The sequence below is a fragment of the Micromonospora sp. CNZ286 genome, assembly GCF_014207755.1.
Genome location: NZ_JACHIZ010000001.1, coordinates 5,754,748 through 5,775,482, shown reverse-complemented (window position 1 = coordinate 5,775,482; position 20,735 = coordinate 5,754,748). Strand labels below are relative to the sequence as shown.

Here is a 20,735-nt window from a genome sequence, read left to right as displayed (position 1 = left end):
GATCATGAGGTTGGCGGCGACAAATCGGACCGGCGGCACCGTCAACCTCATGATCGGCGCGGCGCGGAATCCGACGCGCAGCAAGCGCGTGTGCAACTCGTCCACGGCTAGGCCGCCAGGCCCGGGATCCTGCTCTCCCAGAGGCGGATCACCCGGTGTGCGGTCAGCTTGCGGATGCGGGACCAGTCCTGCCGGAGAAGCGCCGGATTCACGTACCGGACGATGTCCTCGCGCTGCCCGCAGTCCATCAGCGTGCGGTAGAGCGTGAGCCGCTGCCCGCTGTCGTCGACGTCGAACTCGGTGAGACCGGACCACGCGAGGCGGATCGGCAGCGTGACCCGGCCGTGCTCGGGCCCCTTGAGGTCGTCCAGGCACGTGGGGATCCGGTCGGCGACGCCGTGCAGGCGGGAGGGGAGCGCCTCGGTCGTACTCACCGGACCAGTATGGCCGACCACCCCGACACCTTCGCGGTTGTGACTCGCGCCGGGTTGACGAGAGCGGGAGCGGGCGGGGGGCTAACGTCTGCGGCATGAGCCACGGCTTCGAGACACTCGCCATCCACGCCGGTCAGGACCCGGAGGCCCGCACCGGTGCGGTGATCCCGCCGATCTACCAGACCAGCACGTACGCCCAGGACGCCGTCGGCGCGCCCCGCGAGGGCTACGAGTACAGCCGCTCCGGTAACCCCACCCGCGACGCGCTCCAGGAGTGCCTCGCCGCGCTGGAGGGCGGCCCGGTGGCGCTCGCCTTCGCCAGCGGCCTGGCCGCCGAGGACACGCTGCTGCGGACCGTCTGCAAGCCGGGCGACCATGTGGTGATCCCGGACGACGCGTACGGCGGCACGTACCGGCTGTTCGCCAAGGTGGCCGAGCGCTGGGGCCTGTCGTACACCCCGGCGAAGGTCTCCGACCCGGACGCCGTTCGTGCCGCGATCCGCCCGGGCACCACCAGGATCGTCTGGGTGGAGACGCCGACCAACCCGCTGCTCGGCATCGCCGACATCGCCGCGCTCGCCGCGGTGGCGCACGACGCCGGCGCGTTGCTGGTGGTCGACAACACGTTCGCCTCGCCGTACCTCCAGCAGCCGATCGCGTTCGGCGCGGACGTGGTGGTGCACTCCACCACCAAGTACGTCGGCGGGCACTCCGACGTGGTCGGCGGCGCGCTCGTCGCGGCGGACCGCACGCTCGGCGAGGAGCTGCGCTACCACCAGAACGCGATGGGCGCGGTCAACGGGCCGTTCGACGCCTGGCTCACCCTGCGCGGCATCAAGACCCTCGGGGTACGGATGGACCGGCACTGCGACAACGCCGAGCGGGTCGCGGCCTACCTGGACGGACACGCCAAGGTCGCCCAGGTCGTCTACCCGGGCCTGCCCTCGCACCCCGGCCACGAGGTGGCCGCCAAGCAGATGCGCCGGTTCGGCGGCATGATCTCGTTCCGCGCGGCGGGCGGCGAGGAGCACGCCGTCCAGATCTGCAACCGGGCCCGGTTGTTCGTGCTCGCCGAGTCGCTCGGCGGCGTCGAGTCCCTGATCGAGCACCCGGGCCGGATGACACACGCAAGCGCTGCGGGCTCGCCGCTTGAAGTTCCCGGCGATCTCGTGCGACTGTCTGTCGGCATCGAGACGGTCGACGACCTGCTCGCCGATCTGGAGCAGGCCCTGGGCTGACCGCTGGTTGGGGAGGGTGGCAGTGCCGGACATCTTGCCGACGACCTGGGTCGGGACGACCGCGAAACAGATCGCCCGGGCGGTACGCCGTGGCGACGTCTCCGCCACCCAGGTCGTCGCCGACCACCTGGACCACGTCGCCCGGGTCGACGCCGAGCTGGGCGCGTTCCGCACGGTACGCGGCGGCGAGGCGATCACCGAGGCGGAGAAGGTCGACGAGCAGGAGGAACTGGCGAACCTGCCGCTCGCCGGGGTGCCGGTGGCGGTCAAGGAGAACACGCCGGTGGCCGGCCTGCCCACCTGGAACGGGTCGGCCGCGATGCGTACCGAGGTGGCGGAGGCCGACCACGAGGTGGTCCGGCGGCTGCGCGGCGCGGGCGCTGTCATCCTCGGGGTCACCCGGATGCCGGAGCTGGGCCTGTGGGCCCTCACCGACGACGACACCGCTGTGACCCGCAACCCGTGGGATCCGGCTCGTACCCCCGGCGGCTCGTCCGGCGGCGCGGCCGCCGCGGTGGCTGCCGGGCTGGTGCCGATGGCCCACGGCAACGACGGTCTCGGGTCGATCCGCATCCCGGCGGCCTGCTGCGGCCTGGTCGGGCTCAAGCCCGGCCGGGGCGTGGTGCCCTGCCAGCTCGGCGCGGACGACTGGTTCGGCCTCACCGAGCACGGCATGCTGACCAGCACCGTCGCCGACGCGGTGGTCGGCTTCTCGGTGCTGGCCGGCCGCCGGCCGGACAAGCTGGTCCCGCCGGAGCGGCTGCGGGTTGGCGTCTCGCTGCGCTCGCCGGTACGCGGCGTCTCGCCGGACGCGCCGAACCGGGACGCGGTCGCCGCCGCCGGCCGGCTGCTGGCCGCCGCCGGTCACGACACCGTGCCCGCCGACCCGGTCTACCCGACCCGGCTCGGCCTCCAGGGCATCGCCACCTGGTTCGCGGCGGCCGCCGCCGACGTGCGCGCCGCCGGGGTGGCGCCGCGTCAACTCCAGCGGCGCAGCCGCCAGCACGTCAGGCTCGGCGAGTGGGCGCAGCGCCGGGGGTACGTGCGGGAGGCCGACCGGGCCGCCTGGCGCGAACGGTCCGTGCACTTCTTCGCGGACAACTCGATCGACCTGCTGCTCACCCCGGCGCTGGCCGGGCCGCCGCCGGAGGCCGCCGGGTGGTCCGGCCGCTCCTGGCTGGCGAACATGTCGACCAACATCAGGTACGCCCCGTACGCGGCGCCGTGGAACATCGCCGGGCTGCCGTCGATCGTGGTGCCGGTCGGCCGCCGCCCGGACGGCCTGCCGGTGGGCGTGCAGTTCGTCGGCCCGCCCGGCTCCGAACTGCTGCTGCTCGGAGTGGCCGGCCAGTTCGAGTTGCAGGCGCCGTGGGCCCGGCACGCCCCCGGCTATCCCCGCGTCGGAACGGGGTCGCCGGCCGCCGGGTGATCGTCTAGCGTGTGCGCACCCCTGTCGCGCTCACCACCTCGGACGGTCCCCGATGCACTGCCAGACCTGCGGCGACGCCACGTCCCCGGCCTATGAGGAGTGCCGGCGCTGCGGCACCCGAGTCGGTCAGCCCGCGGTGAGCCCCGGCGTGCCCACGTACGGGGTGCGCGGCCTGGCCGTGGCCGGCGCGTCCGCGGTCGGCGCCGCCACCCTGTGCTACCTGCTGACGGCGCTGTTCCCGCTGGTGGGTGTGCGGATGGCCCGCTCGGCCGCCGAGCAGCTCGACCGGGACGTGCTGCTCGGCGCGGTACTGGCCGAGGTGCTGTTCTCGGTGCCCTACCTGCTCGCGCTCCTGACTGCGGGGACGCTCGTGGTGATCTGGACCTGGCGGGCGCGCAAGAACCTGGACGCGTTCCCGGGCGCGGTGCCGAACCTGAGCCCGGCGTGGGCGATCGCGGGGTGGCTGGTGCCGCTGGCCAACCTCGTCGTACCGGCCCGGGTGCTCGCCGACCTGCTCCGCAACAGCGTGTGGCAGCGCCGCCAGTCGTGGCTGGTCGGGGTGTGGTGGGCGAGCTGGCTGGTGTTCCTGATCGGCGACCGGTTCGTCGCGCGGGCCGAGCAGCAGCGCTACGACCGGCTGACCGAGCTGCCCCGCAACGACGCGGAGTTCGCCACGTACGTGCGCTTCTACGAGGACGCGCTCGCGCCGCGGCTGGTGCCGGCGGTGGCCTGCCTGGTCGCCGGGATCGCGTTCGTCGTGCTGGTCCGCCGGATCTCCGCCGCCCAGCAGGACCGGCTCTCCCGGGCCGTGCCCGTGTGGCCCGGGCAGCCGGTCTGGCCCGGCCGACCGGGCTGGCCCGCGCCCGCCGCGCCGATGCCGGTTGCGCCGACGTCGCCGCAGGTTCCGCCCACCCCGGGTGGCACGATCGGGGCATGACGGAACTGGTCGGTCTCGCCGACGTACAGGCCGCGCGGGAACTGCTCGCCGGTGTCACCCGTACCACCCCGCTGGAGCCGTCGCGGCCGCTCAGCGCCGCGCTCGGCGGGCCGGTCTGGCTCAAGTGCGAGAACCTCCAGCGCGCCGGGTCGTACAAGGTGCGCGGTGCGTACGTGCGGATCTCCCGGCTCTCGGCCGAGGAGCGGGCCCGCGGCGTGGTCGCGGCGAGCGCCGGCAACCACGCCCAGGGGGTGGCGCTCGCCGCCGGGCTGGTCGGCGCACACGCCACCGTCTTCATGCCGGTGAACGCGCCGCTGCCGAAGGTCGCCGCGACCAAGGGGTACGGCGCGCAGATCGAGCTGGTCGGAAACACGGTGGACGAGTCGCTCGTCGCGGCGCAGACCTTCGCCGAGCGGACCGGAGCGGTGTTCATCCACCCGTTCGACCACCCGGACGTGATCGCCGGGCAGGGCACCGTGGCGCTGGAGATCCTCGAACAGTGCCCGGACGTGCGCACCATCGTGACCGGGGTGGGCGGCGGCGGCCTGGTCTCGGGCATGGCGGTGGCGGCCAAGGCGCTGCGTCCCGACGTACGCGTGATCGGGGTCCAGGCGGCGAGTGCCGCCGCCTTCCCGCCCTCGCTGCGGGCCGGCGAGCCGCTGCGGCTGCCCTCGTTCGCGACGATCGCCGACGGGATCGCGGTCGGCCGTCCGGGCGAGCTGACCTTCACCCATGTCCGCAAGCTCGTCGACGACGTCGTCACGGTCTCCGAGGAGGACATCTCCCGGGCGTTGCTGATGCTGCTGGAACGAGGCAAGCAGGTGGTCGAGCCGGCCGGCGCGGTCGGCGTGGCGGCGCTGCTGGCCGGCGCGGTGGAGGTGACCGCGCCGGTCGTCGCGGTGCTCTCCGGCGGCAACATCGATCCGCTGCTCATGCTCCGGGTGATCGAGCACGGCCTGGCGGCGGCGGGCCGGTTCCTGCGGATCACCGTGCGCTGCACGGACCGGCCCGGCCAGCTCGCCTCCCTGCTGAGCGAGATCGCCGAGCACCGGGCCAACGTGGTGGACGTGGTGCACCAGCGCGCCAACCCGCACCTGCGCCTCGGCGAGGTGGAGGTGGCCCTGTCCGTGGAGACCCGCGGGGTGGAGCACTCGGACACGCTGATCAGCGCGCTGCGGGCCAGCGGCTACCAGGTGGTCTTCACCGGCGAGGGCTGAGCCCTCGGCGGAACGCGAACGCCCCGGCCGGATGATCCGGTCGGGGCGTTCGGGTGTGCGGCTCGGGTCCGAGGAGGGCCTGTCAGCCTCGGTCGGGTTCGGGACCCGAGCCGTCCGGCGCGGGTCCGGAGGGGTCAGCCGCTGTACGGCTCGAAGGAGACGATGGTCACCTTGATATCGGCGCCGCTGGGCGCCGTGTAGGTGCAGGTCTGCCCTGCCTTGCCGCCGAGGATGGCCTTGCCGAGCGCGGACTCGGGGCTGTAGACCGTGAGGTCGGTGGTGGAGGCGATCTCCCGGGAGCCGAGCAGGAAGGTCTCGCTGTCGTCGGCGTCGTCGTCGAAGTAGATCTTCACGACCATGCCCGGCGACACCGCGTCGGTGTCCGGCGCCTCGCCGACCTTGGCGGTGCGCAGCAGCTCCTTGAGGTAGAGAATGCGGCCCTCGGCCTTGCCCTGCTCCTCGCGGGCGGCGTGGTAGCCGCCGTTCTCCCGCAGGTCGCCCTCCTCGCGCCGGGCGTTGATCTCGGCGGCGATGACCGGTCGGTTGGCGATCAGCTCGTCGAGCTCGGCCTGCAGACGGTCGTAGGCGTCCTGGGACAGCCAGGTGGCGGGCGCCTCGTTTCCATTTGTGGACACAGGCGGTCTCCTCGATTGGTGCGGACTGGCTGACAGGTGAACTTGCAAGGCTACCAGTGCGGGTCGCGTCGAGGTGTGATCAATCACCCCGGGTGCCGGCGGCGGGACCGGGGTGCGGTGGCCGGCGACTCGCCGGCGGTCCGGCTCAGCCGGCGGGCCGGCAGCGCAGGACCTCGCCGATGAACGGCCGGGCGCTCGTGGAGACCTCCTGCCGGGTCCGGATGTGGCGCTGGCCGGGCTCCGCGGTCACGGTGGCCTCGGCGCTGCCCACCTGGGCCCCGTCGTGGGAGCGGGCCCGCAGCAGACAGGTGGCGGAGCCGCCCGGCGGCACGGTGACCCGGAAGTCGACGACCACCCGGGAGTCGGTGATGTCGGTGTAGCTGATCATCTCGCCCTGGTACTCCGGGTCGCCGTACTGGTAGTAGAGCTTCGCCGCGCCCAGGCCGAGGACGGCGAGCATGACCGTCACCGTCAGGGCGAGCAGGACCGGCCGGCGGCGCCCCGGCTCCCGGCGGCGGCCGTAGCGGCCCGGCGGGAAGACCGGTGCCTTCGCGGCGACTGTGGCGTGCGTCTCGCTCACCGGCGGGTATCTCCTGGCGTTGTTGTCGGCGGCATCGGCAAGAATGGCTAGGTCCATCTTCCCAGCCCGGCGCTGAGTCAAGGATGGCAGGTCGGCCTGGACCGGCGGGCGTGGCCCTGGCCACTCCGGTGGCGGCCCCCGACCGGCCGTCACGGGGGCTTTCGCGGGCGCGGGGGGAGATTCCGGCAGGTCAGCCGGCCGGCCCGGGGGTCGGTCGGCGGGCACAGACGAGGAGCGCCGAAGGTGGCAGAACAGCTGCGTCTCATGGCGGTGCACGCCCATCCCGACGACGAGTCGAGCAAGGGCGCCGCCACCATGGCGAAATACGTCGCCGAGGGGGTGGACGTCCTGGTCGTCACCGCCACCGGTGGCGAGCGGGGCAGTGTGCTCAACCCCAAGATGGACCGCCCCGACGTCTGGGCGAACATCGGTGACATCCGGCGGGCCGAGATGGACGCCGCCCGGGCCATCCTCGGCGTCGAGCAGGCGTGGCTCGGTTTCGTCGACTCCGGGCTGCCCGAGGGCGACCCGCTGCCGCCGCTGCCGGAGGGCTGCTTCGCCCTCCAGGACGTGGACGTCGCAGCCGCGCCGCTGGTGCGCCTGATGCGGCAGTTCCGCCCGCACGTCGTCACCACGTACGACGAGGAGGGCGGCTACCCGCACCCCGACCACATCATGACCCACAAGATCACCGTGGCGGCGTTCGACGCGGCCGGTGACCCGGACCGCCACCCCGAGCTGGGCGAGCCGTGGCAGCCGCTGAAGCTGTACTACGACGTGGGCTTCTCCCGGGCCAAGATCATGAGTTTGCACGAGGCGGTGCTCGCCGCCGGGCTCGAGTCGCCGTACGGCGAGTGGATGAAGCGCTGGGACGAGCGCCCCGACAAGGGCGCCCGGATCACCACCCGGGTCGAGTGCGCCGACTACTTCCCGGTCCGCGACGACGCGCTGCGCGCGCACGCCACCCAGATCGACCCGGACGGCTTCTGGTTCCAGGTGCCGATGGAGTTGCAGAAGCGCGCCTGGCCGACGGAGGACTTCCAGCTCGCCCGCTCGCTGGTCGACAGCCCGCTGCCCGAGTCCGACCTGTTCGCCGGCGTACGAGAGGCGTGCCGTGCCCACTGACCCGGCCGGGGTCTACCCTGGTGCTCAGTCGCACATCGGAGGAACACCATGCTGACCACCGTCGAGGTGCTCGCGCAGAACAACTTCGGTGACACCCGTACGGGTGGTCTGGCCGGTCCGATGGGCCTCTTCCTCATCGTCGCGCTGGCCACCGTCACCGTCCTGCTGATCCGCAACATGAACGCCCGGCTGCGCCGGCTGCCCGACCGCTTCCCGCAGCAGGGCACCCCCGGCCGGGCCGATTCCGCAGTCGCCGATCCGACAGACGGGCTCGTCGAGCAGGATTCACCGACGAATGCGCCCAACGGCTCCCAGCAGCACCGGAACAGCTGAACACCGCGTGAATCACGTCGAAGCCGGTCGTCGCCCCCTGTTGCGACCACCGGCTTTGGCTTAGCCTTCCGCCGGGGGGACCGTCAGGCCCCGGACCCTGCGCGGAAGGGGGACGCCGATGTCGAAGACAGCACCGGCCCCCGACCATGCCCCGGCCCGACCCGTCGACGGGGCGGCCCCGTGACCACCGAGCCGGCCGACCGTTCCCCCGACCGGATCGGCCTGCGTGGGACACCGGTGGGCGTCGTCCTGCTCACCGTCGCGGTCGCGCTGACCGGTCTGCTCGCCGCCGCGCTCGGCCTCACCGTCCCGTCCCACCTGCCGGCCGACCACCCACTGCCCGGTCCGGCACGCTTCGGCATCGCCATCGTCGCGTTCGCGGTGGCCCAGCTCGCCCGGCTGCGCTTCCGTACCGCCTCGGGCATGGTGAGCATCACCTGGGGCGAGGCCGCGCTCGTGGTCTGCCTCTGGCTGGTGCCGGCCGGCTGGCTCCCGGCCGCGGCCCTGCTGGGCGTGGGCGCCGCCTGGACCGTGATGTCGCTGGTCTCCGACCGTCGTCCGGCGCTGGAACTGGTGGGGATCGCCGGTTCGCTCACCGCCGCCACCGCGCTCGCCGCCGCGGTGGCCACCGCGCTCGGCCCGCCGCTGCTCGCCGCGCCCACGCCGGAGCTGGCGCTCACGCTCACCGCCGCCGCGGTCACGTACCTGCTCACCACCGCCTTCCTGGGCGCCGTCACGCTCGCCCTGCGGCACGGCATCGCGATCGGTCCGCCGCTGCTCGCCGCGCTGCGCGGCAAGCTGCTCATGTTCGTCGGCAACGTGGCGGTCGGCCTGGTGGTCGTCGCGCTGCTCGAACTCGACGCGCGCTGGCTGCTGCTCCTGCCGCCGCCGCTCTGGCTGCTCCAGCAGACCTACCGCCACCGGCTCCGGGCCGACCAGGAGCGGCGTACCTGGCGGGCGTTCGCCGAGGCCACCGCCGCACTCAACCAGCTCGACGAGCGCGGCGTGGCGACCGCCGCGGTGACCGGCGCGCTCACCCTGTTCGGCGCGGAGCTGGTCGAGGTCGACGTGGCCCGGGGTGAGGGACGCTGGCGCCGCTACCGGGCCGACCGCGGCGGGCAGGTACGCGACCGGGAGGTGGAGCCGTCCGCCGGCGCCGACGCGGGGGAGCACGAACTGGTGCGCCGCCTCGCGGTGGGATCCGCCGACGTCGGCCGCCTGCGGGTGCGGTTCGCCCGGTCCGCCCCGCCGAGCGCCCGGGAACGCGACGGCGTGGCGGCCTTCGGCGACGCGCTGGCCGCCGCCCTGCACGACGCCGCCACGCACCGGGAGCTGCGGCTGGTCACCGCCCGCTCGTCGTACGACGCGGTGCACGACCAGCTCACCGGACTGCTCAACCGGGCGGCGCTGCTGGCCAAGGGGGACCAGGCGCTGCGGCAGCGCGCGCACGACCACCCGGTGGCCCTGCTGCTGCTCGACGTGAACCAGTTCAAGGAGGTCAACGACACGCTCGGGCACTCGGCGGGCGACCAGTTGCTGCGGCTCACCTCCAACCGGCTCGCCGCGCTGACCCGGCCGGGTGACCTGCTCGGGCGCCTCGGCGGCGACGAGTTCGCGCTGCTGCTGACCTCGGTGCCGCTGGTCGAGGACCGGACGGCCCCGCTGGCGTACGCGCTGCGCCAGGCCCGGGAGGTCGCCGAGCGCCTCGCCGCACCGACCGAGGTGGCCGGGGTGCGGATGTCCGTGGAGGTCGCGGTGGGCGTCGTGGTCGCCGACGCGGGCGCGGCCGACCTGACGGAGCTGCTGCGGCGCGCCGACATCGCCATGTACCAGGCGAAGGAGGGCGGCGGCAGCGTTGCCGCGTACGACAGCTCCCGCGACGCGGCGAGCACCGACCACCTGGCGCTGCTCGCGGAGATGCGGGAGGCTCTCGCCGCCGACGACCAGCTGGTGCTGGCGTTGCAGCCGGCGGTGGACCTGGCGACCGGCGCGCCGACCGGGGTGGAGGCGCTGATCCGGTGGCGGCACCCGCGCCGGGGCTGGCTCGGCCCGGCCGACTTCATCCGCCCGGTGGAGAACAGCGAGCAGCTCGGCAGCTTCACCCGGTACGTGCTGGACAAGGCGCTGGAGGTCGCCTCCGGATGGGCGCGGGACGGGCTGGACGTCCCGATCTCGGTGAACCTGTCCGCGCGCAGCCTGCTCGACCCGCGGCTGCCCGCCGAGATCGAGGAAGCGCTGCGCCGCCACCAGGTGCCGCCGCACCGGCTGGTCCTGGAGATCACCGAGACGGTGGTGATGAGCGAGCTGGAGGTCATCGACGAGGTGCTGGCCACGCTGCGTGGCATGGGCGTGCAGCTCGCCGTGGACGACTTCGGCACCGGCTTCTCGTCGCTGACGTTCCTCACCCGCATCGCCGTCGACGAGCTGAAGGTCGACCGCTCGTTCGTGCTCCGGATGGCCGACTCGCCGGAGGCGGCGGCGATCGTCCGGACCACCGTCGGGTTGGCCCACGAACTGGGCCTGCGGGTGGTGGCCGAGGGTGTCGAGACCGCCGAGCAGCGCACCGCGCTGGCCGAGCTGGGCTGCACCGCCGCCCAGGGCTACCACTTCTTCAAGCCGATGCCGGCTGACAAGATCGCCGCAGTGCTCGCGTCGCTGCGCGACGCGGCCCGGGGCAACGTCTTCCCGCTGCGCGCCGACGGCGCCTCCTGACCGGTCCGTCCGCCGTGGACGGGGCAGCGGAGGACGCCCGGCCGGTCCTACGCTGCTGGCACGGCGGGCACGACAGGCGTCCCCGCTGACGTCCACACGGGGAGGACGACGATGAGACGTTCCTGGCGACGGATCCTGCTCGCTTCGACCATGGCGCTGACCACCGGCGCCGCCGGCCTGGTCATGCCCGCGCCGGCGCAGGCCCGGCCGGCGGAGTCCTGGTCGTTCGCCGTCACCGGCGAGCCGGGTGATCCGATCACCGCCGGCAACTCCTACTTCTACAGCTCCGCCGCACCGACACCGGGCGACGAGATGAACGCGTGGGGCCACGACCAGCAGCACTTCGGGATGGAGTTCTGGAGCGACGCCGACAACACCTGGCGTCTGGAGATCAGCGCCCCGGCCGGCCAGCCGCTGAAGGCGGGCGACACCTACCAGAACGTCGGCCAGCCGGACGGAAGCGGCACGGCCGGCATCCGCCTCTACAACGGCGGTTGGGGGCGCTCCTGCGCGCAGAGCACCGGATCGTTCACGGTCCTCGACGCCGCGTGGGGGCCCTTCGACTACGTCGAGCGCTTCGACGCCACCTTCGAGATCCGGTGCGAGGGCGCGACCGGCGGTCTGCGCGGCCAGGTCCACATCGGCAACCCGCCGCCGCTGCCGGCGCTCGACGTCACACTGACCGTCGATCCGGTCGCGACGGTGGACAACAAGGGCATCGCCACCGTCCGCGGCTCGATCACCTGCACCCGGGCGGACTCCTTCTCCATCGCGGGCGAACTCGTCCAGGAGCAGAAGAAGGCGGGCATGGTGCGTGGCTACTTCTCACCCCACATCCCGTGCGTTCCGGGCCAGGTGGTGCCGTGGTCGGCCACCACCTACCCGGCCGACGTCAAGTTCCAGCGCGGCACCGCCCAGGCGGTCAGCGAGATCCTGGTCCGCGACTTCGAGTACTGGAACGAGTTCACCGTGCGGGACACCTCGACGCTCACCCTGACCCGGTGAGACGGCGGCCGGGCCGGGACCACGACCCCGGCCCGGCCGCCGCACTCGCGCCGCACCGGCTCCGCGCGCTCGCTAAGGTCGGGTGGTGAACCGACTCGCCGAGGCCACGTCGCCCTACCTGCTCCAGCACGCCGACAACCCGGTCGACTGGTGGCCCTGGTGCGACGAGGCGTTCGCCGAGGCGAAACGGCGCGACGTGCCGGTGCTGATCTCGGTCGGCTACGCGGCCTGCCACTGGTGCCACGTCATGGCCCACGAGTCGTTCGAGAACGAGGCAGTCGCCCGGCTGATGAACGACGACTTCGTCTGCGTCAAGGTCGACCGCGAGGAGCGCCCCGACGTCGACGCGGTCTACATGACCGCCACCCAGGCGATGACCGGGCAGGGCGGCTGGCCGATGACCGTCTTCGCCACGCCGGACGGCACCCCGTTCTTCTGCGGCACGTACTTCCCCCGCGCCAACTTCATCCGGCTGCTCGGCTCGGTCGCCACCGCCTGGCGCGACCAGCGCGAGGCGGTGCTGCGGCAGGGCACCGCAGTGGTCGAGGCGATCGGCGGCGCGCAGGCAGTCGGCGGCGTCACCGCCCCGCTCACCGCCGAACTGCTCGACGCCGCCGCGAGCCGGCTCGCCGGGGAGTACGACGAGACGAACGGCGGTTTCGGCGGCGCACCGAAGTTCCCGCCGCACATGAACCTGCTCTTCCTGCTCCGGCACCACCAGCGCACCGGCTCGGCGCGCAGCCTGGAGATCGTCCGGCACACCTGCGAGGCGATGGCCCGCGGCGGCCTCAACGACCAGCTCGCCGGTGGCTTCGCCCGCTACTCGGTGGACGGCCACTGGACCGTGCCGCACTTCGAGAAGATGCTCTACGACAACGCGCTGCTGCTGCGGGTCTACACCCAGCTCTGGCGGCTCACCGGCGACCGGCTGGCCCGCCGGGTGGCCCGCGACACCGCCCGCTTCCTCGCCGACGAGCTGCACCGCGCCGGTGAGGGCTTCGCCTCCGCGCTCGACGCGGACACCGAGGGCGTCGAGGGGCTCACCTACGTCTGGACACCCGACCAGCTCGTCGAGGTGCTGGGGGAGGACGACGGCCGCTTCGCCGCGGACCTCTTCGAGGTCACCGCCGACGGCACGTTCGAGCACGGCACCAGCGTGCTGCGGCTGGCCCGGGACGTCGACGACGCCGACCCGGAGGTGCGGGCCCGCTGGCAGGACGTGGTGGGCCGGCTGCTGGCCGCCCGCGACACCCGGCCCCAGCCCGCCCGCGACGACAAGGTGGTGGCCGCCTGGAACGGGCTCGCGATCACCGCCATCGCGGAGTTCCAGCAGGTCGCCTCGCTGCTCGTGTCGCCCGACGACGAGGACGCGAACCTGATGGACGGCGTGCTCATCGTCTCCGACGGTGCGATGCGGGACGCCGCCGAGCACCTGGCCACCGTGCATCTCGTGGACGGCCGGCTGCGCCGCGTCTCCCGGGACAAGGTCGTGGGTCAGCCGGCCGGGGTGCTGGAGGACTACGGCTGCGTCGCCGAGGCGTTCTGCGCGATGCACCAGCTCACCGGCGAGGGGCGGTGGCTGACGCTGGCCGGTGAGCTGCTCGACGTGGCGCTGGCCCGGTTCGCCGGCCCGGACGGCGCCTTCTACGACACCGCCGACGACGCCGAGCGCCTGGTCACCCGGCCCGCCGACCCGACCGACAACGCGACCCCGTCGGGCCGGTCGGCGATCGTCGCGGCGCTCGTGGCGTACGCGGCGCTGACCGGCGAGACCCGCTACCGGGAGGCGGCCGAGAAGACGCTGACGACAGTCGCGCCGATCGTCGACAGGCACGCCCGGTTCACCGGGTACGCCGCCACCGTCGGCGAGGCGCTGCTGTCCGGGCCGTACGAGATCGCTGTGGCGACCGGCGACCCGGAGGGCGACCCGCTGGTGGCCGCCGCCCGGCGCCACGCCCCGCCCGGCGCGGTGGTGGTGGCCGGCGCCCCGGACCAGCCCGGCGTGCCGCTGCTGGCCGGGCGGCCGTTCGTCGACGGGAAGCCCGCCGCGTACGTCTGCCGGGGCTTCGTCTGCCAACGGCCGGTGACCGGCGTCGAGGAGCTGGTCGTGCAGCTCGGCTGAGCGGAGTGGGCCGGGCCGCCCTCACGGTCCGGCCCGGCACCGGCCCTTATAGGCTGGCGGCGCTATGGACTCCCGTACCGGTCTCCCCGTCGTGGGCATGGTGGGTGGCGGCCAGCTGGCCCGGATGACCCACCAGGCCGCCATCGCTCTCGGCCAGTCGCTGCGCGTGCTGGCGCTCGCCCCGGACGACGGTGCCGCGCTGGTCGCCGCCGACGTCCAGTACGGCGACCACACCGACCTGGCCGCGCTGCGCACGTTCGCCAAGGGCTGCGACGTGGTCACCTTCGACCACGAGCACGTCCCCAACGAGCACATCCGCACCCTGACCGACGAGGGCGTGAAGCTGTTCCCCCCGGCCGAGGCGCTGGTGCACGCGCAGGACAAGCGGGTGATGCGGGAACGGCTCGGCGAGCTGGGCGCGCCGAACCCGGCCTGGCGTCCGGTGGAGTCCCCGGCCGACCTGATCGCGTTCGGCGAGGAGACCGGCTGGCCGGTGGTGCTCAAGGCCGCCCGGGGCGGCTACGACGGGCGCGGCGTCTGGATGGTCGACGACGCCGGTCAGGCCGGTGAGCTGGCCGCCACGCTGCTCGCCGGTGGCACGCCGCTGCTGGTCGAGGAGCGGGTGGCGCTGCGCCGTGAACTGGCCGTGCAGGTGGCGCGCTCGCCGTTCGGGCAGGTCGCCGCGTACCCGGTGGTGGAGACGGTGCAGCGCGACGGCATCTGCGTCGAGGTGCTGGCGCCCGCGCCCGACCTGCCCGAGGAGCAGGCCGTGGCCGCGCAGCAGCTCGCCATCGACCTGGCCACCGCGCTCGGCGTGGTCGGTCTGCTCGCGGTGGAGCTGTTCGACACGCCGTCCGGGCTGGTCGTCAACGAGCTGGCGATGCGGCCGCACAACTCCGGGCACTGGACCATCGAGGGGGCCCGGACCTCCCAGTTCGAGCAGCACCTGCGGGCGGTGCTCGACTACCCGATGGGGGACACCTCGCTGACCGCGCCGGTCGTGGTGATGGCGAACGTGCTGGGTGGCGCGCCGGGCGGCAAGTCCATCGACGAGCGGCTGCACCACCTGTTCGCCGCCGAGCCCGGGGCCAAGGTCCACCTGTACGGCAAGCAGGTCCGTCCGGGCCGCAAGATCGGGCACGTCACGGTGCTCGGCAACGACCTGGACGACGTACGGGCCCGGGCCGCGCGTGCCGCCCGCTGGCTCCAGGAGGGGCACTGATGAGCACCGTCGGGCTGATCATGGGCAGCGACTCGGACTGGCCGGTCATGAAGGCCGCCGCCGAGGCGCTCGACGAGTTCGGCGTGCCGTACGAGGTTGGTGTGGTCTCGGCGCACCGCACCCCGGTCAAGATGATCGAGTACGGCCGGGCCGCCGCCGGACGTGGTGTCCAGGTGATCATCGCGGGCGCGGGCGGAGCGGCTCACCTGCCCGGCATGGTCGCCTCGGTCACCCCGCTGCCGGTGATCGGTGTCCCGGTGCCGCTGAAGTACCTGGACGGCATGGATTCGCTGCTGTCCATCGTGCAGATGCCGGCCGGGGTGCCGGTCGCCACCGTGTCGATCGGCAACGCTCGCAACGCCGGCCTGCTCGCGGTACGCATCCTGGGCGCTTCGGACCCGGTGCTGCGCGACAGGATGGCCGCCTACCAGGCGAGCCTGGAGGACCTGGTCGCGGAGAAGGATGCCGCGCTGCGCGCCTCCCTGATCTGACCGTCTCGTCACTCTCTGTTTCCCGGGTGTCTGGTCGCTCAGCGTGACCGGCCGGGCCGACGCGTGTCTGTGCCCTCCGCCCACTTTGCTCTGCAGCCATCGGCGCAGCACGGCTCTGGCCTGCAACCCGGCCTCCCGTCCCCAAACGGCTCGGCGGCGGCCATCGTCACAGTTGGTGACTGCTGCGTCAGTGGGTGCAGAGCAAAGGCGGCAGAGGGGCGGCATCCCCGCCGCAGCCCTTCGACACGGAGCGTGACCTGATCAGTCGCGTCCCGGCCCCGACCGGGACCGGGACCGGCTCACCGCATGCCGCGCAGGGCGGTCTGGAGGCGCTCCTGGGCACGGCGGCGGCGTTCGTTGCTCGCACCGAGCACCAGCAGCACGATGCCGACCGGGATCAGGACCAGCCACGGGCCGAGGCTGAACAACGCGTGCACGGCGGCGATCGCGGTCACCGTCGCCCCGACGATCACCGGGGCCTGCTGCCGGCTGGTCGAGCCGAAGATCAGCACCGCGACGGCGCCGAGCAGCAGCAGCACCTGACGCAGCATGCTGGATTCGGTCGCGATCACGATCGCCAGCGTGGGCAGGAACGCGGTGACCAGCGCCGGCCCGTACGCCACCCAGCTCGACAGGTCGGGCCGGTGCCGCAGTTGCAGGACGCCGACCAGCAGGGCCAGCGCGGCGAACGGCAGCGTGTACGCCTCCGGCAGCGCCACGTCGGCCACCCGCATCAGGATCCACCAGGCGCTGATCTCGCAGGCCACCACCGCCCAGAACAGCAGGTTGCGTTCCATCGGACGGCGTCCCGGACGGCTGGCCGCCACCCCGAGGACCGCGCCCCAGGCGGCCAGCAGCGCGGCGATGTGCCGGGGCGAGTCGTACGCCAGCGCCAGCGCGATGAGCGCCGCCCCGTAGCCGCTCCACTCGACTGTGGCCGCCTCCCGGTACGCCTCGGGACGGCGCAGCCGGGGCAGCGTGGCGGCGAACACCTGCAACGCCGCGCCGACGGCGAGCACCCCGAACGCGGACCAGACGGCCGCCAGCCCGGACTTCAGGCCGATCGTGAGCACGAACAGCTGAGCCATCACCGAGCCGAACAACCAGCCCAGGATGCGCGCCCGCTGGGTGGTGCCGAACAGCGCGGCGACAGCACCCACGCCGACCGCCCCGCCGAGCGTGAACACGGTCAGGTCGCTCGTGGCGAGGCTGCCGGCCAGCCCGGCGCCACCGGCGGCCAGCCCCAGCGCGAAGACCAGCACCCGGGCCACCCGGATCGACCGGCCCGGCTCGGCGATCGCCGGTGGCGGGGTCAGCGCCAGCCCGAGCATCGAGATGGTGAACACCGCGAGCGCGGCAAGCGCGGTCACCGGCCAGCCCCGCCCCAGCGCCACCGGCGTGATCAGCAGGGTGATCGCCGCGCCGGGCAGGATCACCGGCACCGCCCGGGACCGCCGGCCGCCGCTGAACCCGGTGGCGGCCAGCGCCGCGGTCACCGTCAGCAGCAGCGCGGTGAGCACGTGCGTGGGGTTGACCGCCTCCGGCGGCGGGGTCAGCAACTCCGGTGGTGGCCCCTGCCACACCCGGCCCAGCACCGCGAACGGCGAGAACAGCGCCACCACGAGTGAGGGCGCCAGCGTGGCCAGCGCCAGTGCGGTGGGCAGCGCCGCGGCGGCGAGCGCGCCAGCCGCCGGGCTGACCCGCCAGCGCAGCTCGGGATCGTCCGGGGCACGTCGTAGCGCCCCGTTGAGCAGCACGGTCCAGCGGCGTACCGGCCGGCCCGAACCTGCGGGCGGGACGGTGGCGGCCCGTACCAGTTCGGCGAGCACACCGAGCAGCGCGGCGGCGGCGGCGAACACGCCCGCCGGCAGGCCGACCGCGAGCGCCGCGGCGGCGGTCACTGTGGCCGCGCCGACCACCGCGACGCTGGCGTACGGGAGGTATTGCGGCACCTGCCGACGTACCGCCGCGATCGCGGCCAGCCCGATGCTGGCGGCGGCGAGCGCGGCGGTGAGCACCACCTGCGGTGGGCGGCCGTACTCGACTGCCAGCGCGGCCACCGCGCCGGGCAGCGCGAGCAGTGCGGCTCCGGCGCCCGCGCCGCCCACCTGCACCAGGTGCGGCGGCATGCCCTCGCTGCGGATGTCGTCGACGAGGGAAGGCGCGAGCGTGCGGGCCACCGCGGCCACCGTCGCGCCGATCAGCGCGATGCTGCCCAGCGCCAGCGCTGTCGTCCACGGCCGTACCAGCCCGGCCCCGGCCGCGTGCAGCGCCACCACCCCGGCCACTGTGGCCCGGGACAGCGCGGCCCGGGGATCGACAGCGGCCGCGGCCGCCATGCCGTAGACGGTGGCCACCATGCAGCCGACCAGCACCGGGGACCACCAGGGCAGGTCGAACGCGGCCGGTGCGCCCACCGTGGCGAGCACGGCGGCCAGGCCGGAGACGTCGTACTTCCACGGCGGCGGCAGCAGGATCGCCGCGGTCACCCCCAGCAGCGCCAGCGCGACCGGGGCCTGCCAGGTCGACCCGCCGGTCGGCGCGGCCGGCCAGCCGAACAGGTCACCGGCCCAGATCGGGCCGGGGGTGGCCAGCACGCCGAGTCCGCCGCGCAACGCGCTCCAGGCGGCGATCAGGCCGATCAGCGTGCCACCGGCGGCGATGCCGAGAATCGGGCCGCGCCGCCACTCCTCGGGCAGCGCGCGGGCGGCCACCGCCACCAGCAGCACCAGCGCGGAGGCCACCACGAGCTGACCGCCGGGGGCGAGCACCGCGGCGATCCGGGCCAGCGTGGCGACGAGCGCCACTGTGGTGGCCGCGAGCGCCAGGTCGGACCCGTCGAGGGACATGTCCGCGCGGCGGCCGGCGTCGATGCGTGGGGCGAGCGCCAGCAGCGCGGCGGCGACCAGGAGCAGACTCCCCACCCACGCGTCGGCCGAGGTCGCGCCCGGCGCGCCGAACGCGGCGGCGGCGACCGCCACCGCGCCGAGCACCGTACCGAGCGCGTGCGGCATGCTCAGGTGCCGCTGTGCCACCTGCACCAGGGCGGCGTAGCCGAGCGTGACACAGACGGCGAGGAAGCTCGCCGCGAGGATCGGCACGGTGATCTCGCGCAGGTTCGCCGGTGTGGCGACCGGCGGCGTCGGCACCGTGGCCGCCACGAACGCGGCGACGGCACCGGGCAGGGCGAACGCCGCGCCGCCCGCGGCCCAGGAGCAGACCGTCTCCGTCGCGGCGGCGGCGAGCCGGACCCGCGGGGCGAGGGACACCAGCGCCCCGGCCAGGAACAGAACAGTCAGCGCGGCGGCGGTGAGCGCCGGGCGGGCGAGCGAAGCACCCGCGCCGACCAGGCCCAGCCCGGCCGCTGTCACCGCGTGCGCCACAGCGGACCGTTCGGTGCGTGCGGTCAGCCCGAGCACGCCGACCGCTACCGCTGTGAGCAGCATCGGCCAGCAGGCCGCCGCCCAGCCCAGACCGAGCGACGCGGGTACGGCGAGCGCGGTGAGCGCCGCGCCGACCACTGCGAACTCGCGCCGGATCTCGGCCGGCAGCGCGATCACGGCGGCGATCGTGAGCAACGACGCGCTGGCCGCGAGCTGCCAGCCGGCCGGGCCGACCGCCCGGGCCAGCTCGGTGTGCCATCCGGTCAGATCCGCCGACCATGCCGGCAAGGCGGCCCGGACCGGGGCCAGCCCGGCGCGCAGCGCGCCACCGGCGACCACCAGGCCGCTGACCGTGAGCGCCACCGCGGAGGCGATCTGCGGGCCACGCCGGGCCGTCTCCGGTACGGCCCGGACGGCGAGCCCGGTCAGCGCGATGACGGCGGAGATGAGCAGCAGGGACCGACCGGGCAGAGCCACCGAGGCGACCCGCCCGAGAGCGCCGATGACCGCCAGCGTGAGGATGCCGGCGCCCACGTCCGGCAGCGGCGGCCGGCGCAGCACGAGCGTCCCGGCCAGCGCGACCAGGGCGGCCAGCAGCAGCACCGTGCCCGCGGCGGCGGCCGGCGGCACCGTGGTGGCGCGCAGCAGTCCGGTCACCGCGTACGCCAGCGCGACAGCGACCGCCACGCCGTGCAGCAGCCAGGTCAGCTCGGGCAGCCACGGCACCGGCCGGGCGGTGGCGGCCGGACCCGGTGGTGTCTCACCGCCCAGCACCTCGGCGGACTCCTCCGGCGCCGACTCGGGCCGGTCGTCGTCGGCGCGCTGCCGGGGCGGGACGGGAGGTGCCGGCTCGGTGACGGGCAGGTCCCGCCGGACGGGCCGCTCGCGTACCACCGCCGAGCGCGCGAGCGCCAGGTCGAGCACTGCCACCACGGTCAGCACCAGCGCCCAGCCGACCGGCCCGGTGATCCGCTCGTACGCCAGCAGCGGCAGCACCGGCTGGGCGGCCAGCACTGTGGCGAAGCGTGGCGCGCGCAGACCCGTCCCGTACGCGTACCCGAGGGCGACGAGCGTGGTGACCAGGAAGATCGTCCCGGCGAACGCGGCACCCGACGAGCCGCCGCCGATCCGGTCCACGGCCCAGAGCGCGTACCCGGCCAGCGGCACCAGCAGCAACCCGACCGCGGCGATGGTCTCGGCGGTGGAGGTGAGCCCGCGCCGGGCCAGCACCGGCGGGGCGAGCAGCATCAGCGCCGTCGCCACCAGCAGCACGCCGAGGCGGGCCAGCGCGTCCATCGAGCTGGTGGCGACCGCGGCGAAGACCACCGCGGCGACGCCGAGCAGGAGCGCGCCCAGCCCGAGCGGGATGTTCTGCACCTCGCGCGAGGACGCCTCGGGCGGGTGCTCCGGGTCGTCCGCGTCGAGCCAGCGGGGGCGGCCGCGCGGCGGCGACGGGGGCAGGTCCTCCGGCGGGCCGGGCGGCGGGGTGCCCTGGCGGGGCACCCGGGGCGGCGCGCCGGTGGCGGCGGTGGGCGGGCGGCGGCCGGGCCGGCGGCGCAGCACCCGGCGCGGCCGGGTGGCCTGCCTGATCCGTTCCTCACCGGCGTGCGCCAGGATGTCCCGCTGGAAGAGGGCGGCCTGCATCTTCGCGGCGATCTGCCGCTGCTCCCGGGCGATCTCGGCGTCGCGGGCCTTCATCTCGGCGATCGAGCGCTCGATGTCGGCCAGGTGCTCGGCCCACTGCGGCTGGTGCGCGCCGCAGTGCGGGCAGACGACGGCGGGCTTGATGTCCTGCCCGCACGAGGCGCACCTGAAGCTCTCCACGACAGTCTCCCGTCCGCCCGTGCCCCCGCACTGTGGACCTCCCAGAGG

General features: G+C 74.4%; 15 protein-coding genes. 11 read left to right on the top strand and 4 right to left on the bottom strand.

Going from position 1 to position 20,735, the window contains the following annotated elements; genetic code table 11:
• Positions 1 to 107: 107 nt before the first annotated feature.
• On the bottom strand, positions 108 to 434 hold the full coding sequence (locus FHX31_RS25530) for a hypothetical protein (RefSeq protein WP_071096722.1): 327 nt from the start codon (positions 432 to 434) through the stop codon (positions 108 to 110).
• A 95-nt stretch (positions 435 to 529) separates the two neighbouring features.
• Between FHX31_RS25530 and FHX31_RS25525 the strand changes: the two genes are divergently transcribed.
• From FHX31_RS25525 to ilvA, 4 genes are all read left to right on the top strand, one after another.
• Complete coding sequence (locus FHX31_RS25525; protein ID WP_013474068.1) at positions 530 to 1,672, top strand: cystathionine gamma-synthase; 1,143 nt, start codon at positions 530 to 532, stop codon at positions 1,670 to 1,672.
• Between the two features lie 16 nt (positions 1,673 to 1,688).
• On the top strand, positions 1,689 to 3,101 hold the full coding sequence (locus tag FHX31_RS25520) for an amidase (RefSeq protein ID WP_184977328.1): 1,413 nt from the start codon (positions 1,689 to 1,691) through the stop codon (positions 3,099 to 3,101).
• Positions 3,102 to 3,249: 148 nt separating this feature from the next.
• The gene (locus tag FHX31_RS25515; RefSeq protein ID WP_232236674.1) at positions 3,250 to 4,038 is read left to right on the top strand and encodes a DUF4328 domain-containing protein; all 789 of its coding nucleotides are present in this window, start codon (positions 3,250 to 3,252) and stop codon (positions 4,036 to 4,038) included.
• Positions 4,035 to 5,255, top strand: coding sequence for a threonine ammonia-lyase (ilvA, locus tag FHX31_RS25510; RefSeq protein WP_013284132.1), 1,221 nt, complete (start codon positions 4,035 to 4,037; stop codon positions 5,253 to 5,255). The genes FHX31_RS25515 and ilvA overlap by 4 nt, the downstream gene beginning before the upstream one ends.
• Positions 5,256 to 5,389: 134 nt before the next feature.
• On the opposite strand, the gene greA is transcribed toward ilvA, so the two are convergent.
• Together greA and FHX31_RS25500 are read right to left on the bottom strand one after the other, a co-directional pair.
• The gene (gene greA, locus FHX31_RS25505; RefSeq protein WP_013284133.1) at positions 5,390 to 5,890 is read right to left on the bottom strand and encodes a transcription elongation factor GreA; all 501 of its coding nucleotides are present in this window, start codon (positions 5,888 to 5,890) and stop codon (positions 5,390 to 5,392) included.
• A 145-nt stretch (positions 5,891 to 6,035) separates the two neighbouring features.
• Positions 6,036 to 6,470, bottom strand: coding sequence for a DUF4307 domain-containing protein (locus tag FHX31_RS25500; protein WP_184977327.1), 435 nt, complete (start codon positions 6,468 to 6,470; stop codon positions 6,036 to 6,038).
• Between the two features lie 243 nt (positions 6,471 to 6,713).
• Here FHX31_RS25500 and mca point away from each other — a divergent pair, with 243 nt between their 5' ends.
• The 7 genes from mca to purE all read left to right on the top strand — a co-directional run bounded on the left by mca (position 6,714) and on the right by purE (position 15,480).
• A complete protein-coding gene (mca, locus tag FHX31_RS25495) occupies positions 6,714 to 7,595 on the top strand; it encodes a mycothiol conjugate amidase Mca (protein WP_013284135.1) in 882 nt (293 codons plus the stop codon).
• A gap of 48 nt (positions 7,596 to 7,643) precedes the next feature.
• Positions 7,644 to 7,928 (top strand): hypothetical protein, encoded by a 285-nt coding sequence (locus tag FHX31_RS25490; protein WP_013284136.1) that lies wholly within the window; start codon positions 7,644 to 7,646, stop codon positions 7,926 to 7,928.
• A 180-nt stretch (positions 7,929 to 8,108) separates the two neighbouring features.
• The gene (locus FHX31_RS25485) at positions 8,109 to 10,640 is read left to right on the top strand and encodes a putative bifunctional diguanylate cyclase/phosphodiesterase (protein WP_387031075.1); all 2,532 of its coding nucleotides are present in this window, start codon (positions 8,109 to 8,111) and stop codon (positions 10,638 to 10,640) included.
• Between the two features lie 111 nt (positions 10,641 to 10,751).
• A complete protein-coding gene (locus FHX31_RS25480; protein ID WP_091330178.1) occupies positions 10,752 to 11,645 on the top strand; it encodes a hypothetical protein in 894 nt (297 codons plus the stop codon).
• Positions 11,646 to 11,730: 85 nt separating this feature from the next.
• A complete protein-coding gene (locus FHX31_RS25475) occupies positions 11,731 to 13,767 on the top strand; it encodes a thioredoxin domain-containing protein (protein WP_184977326.1) in 2,037 nt (678 codons plus the stop codon).
• A gap of 64 nt (positions 13,768 to 13,831) precedes the next feature.
• Positions 13,832 to 14,989, top strand: a complete 1,158-nt coding sequence (locus FHX31_RS25470) for a 5-(carboxyamino)imidazole ribonucleotide synthase (protein WP_013284140.1) — start codon at positions 13,832 to 13,834, stop codon at positions 14,987 to 14,989.
• Positions 14,989 to 15,480 (top strand): 5-(carboxyamino)imidazole ribonucleotide mutase, encoded by a 492-nt coding sequence (purE, locus tag FHX31_RS25465; protein ID WP_013284141.1) that lies wholly within the window; start codon positions 14,989 to 14,991, stop codon positions 15,478 to 15,480. The genes FHX31_RS25470 and purE overlap by 1 nt, the downstream gene beginning before the upstream one ends.
• A 299-nt stretch (positions 15,481 to 15,779) precedes the next feature.
• On the opposite strand, the gene FHX31_RS25460 is transcribed toward purE, so the two are convergent.
• Positions 15,780 to 20,687: an SCO7613 C-terminal domain-containing membrane protein gene (locus FHX31_RS25460; protein WP_184977325.1), complete on the bottom strand. Its 4,908-nt coding sequence runs from the start codon at positions 20,685 to 20,687 to the stop codon at positions 15,780 to 15,782.
• Positions 20,688 to 20,735: the final 48 nt, after the last annotated feature.